Source organism: Streptomyces sp. NBRC 110035 (assembly GCF_000829695.1).
Taxonomy (GTDB): domain Bacteria; phylum Actinomycetota; class Actinomycetes; order Streptomycetales; family Streptomycetaceae; genus Streptomyces.
On the sequence record NZ_BBNN01000007.1, the window covers coordinates 1 to 1,237 of the forward strand.

At 63.1% G+C, this 1,237-nt stretch carries 2 protein-coding genes; both read right to left on the reverse strand.

Going from position 1 to position 1,237, the window contains the following annotated elements; all coding sequences use genetic code 11:
* Positions 1 to 296, reverse strand: a 296-nt coding sequence (locus TU30_RS35880) for a hypothetical protein (RefSeq protein WP_158719285.1), incomplete at its 3' end; no start/stop codon positions are given.
* A partial coding sequence (locus TU30_RS00050) for a hypothetical protein (RefSeq protein WP_234307718.1) occupies positions 293 to 1,237 on the reverse strand: 945 nt, incomplete at its 5' end. The genes TU30_RS00050 and TU30_RS35880, both read right to left, overlap by 4 nt.

Consider the following 1,237-nt stretch of genomic DNA (forward strand, 5'->3'; position numbering starts at 1 on the left):
CATCGCCAGCCCGCTGCCTCGATGATCTCAAGTGGGTCCACGTCTTCGAAATAGGCGCCGGCAAGGGCTCTATAGGCGGCAGTGGACCGGAAGCTGGCTATGCGTGTGGCCGGTGAGCTGTTGATGAACGCCGGCACCGGCTCGCTCAGGTCAGGACGACATGAGTCACCGCAGTACTCCTCCTCGGAGGACGGATTGAGTTCAGCCGAACAGCCAGCGCACTGGCGGCTGAACCAAGATTCCTGCGCCTTGGCTGCCAGATGCTTGTGGAGCCGTTGCAGAAAGGGACGGTTCACAGTTCTGCTCCGTCCGGCCCATAGACGGGATGCCGCCCGCAGTCGCAACTGCGGGCGCGGCGCAGACTGATGCCGAATTGGCTCGGGCGCGGGATCCTGATCGCCACGCCGTCGATGCCTTTGAGGAGTACGCAGGTATCTCCGAAGACGTTGACGAGCTGCTGCAGCACTGTCTGGGCCGTCTCCTCCGACACTGCGGGGGTAAGAACCACCATGCGCTTGCTCTGCACTCTGTGACCAATCCCGTGCAATGCTTCGGCGACCTGGTCGCCGACCAGCTGGAGATAGTCCACTTCACACATCTGCTGGAGCTTTCCACCGGGCAGCGCGCTCGCGGCCTCCACGGTCTCTTCGCGGATGCGCCGCTCCCGGTCGATTGCCTGCCGAGCGGTGTCAGGGGCATCAAGGATGTCAGCAGCCATGCTGGTGGAGAAACGTTCGCTCGGCTCACGCGCAACGGTGACATACACGTCTGTCAGGTGCGCGACCCTGCTCTGTGTCTTTGTGCGAGCTGTGGAGGCCGCGACCCGCGCGAGCCTGGTGGCTGCCTGCCGCAAAATTCTCTGCTCTTCCCGAGCCAGCTCGTTCGTGTTCACCCTGAATTTCGTCCGTAGCCTGGACAACGCCTCCGCGTCGAGTCCGACGGAGTGTGCTGCCTCAGCTTCCAACTGGTCGAGCAGCGCTTGTTCCTCACTCAAGGACGGCGGTGTCGGCTCGGACTTGGCAGCGGCAACGTGCGTCGGTGCGACCCACAGAGGCATGGCCCACTTCTGCCGTTTCCGGGTACGGTCGATGAAGAAGCCGAGCTCCTCACCCCCTACGGCCTGTGTGGTCTCTTCTTCGGCGATGGTGAGCAGCCCGGAGCTCGCTGCCTTTTCCAGACGTGTCACCCGAGCCTTGAGTGTCTTGACTCGCTCCATGCTGAGAGCGATGGGAACTAG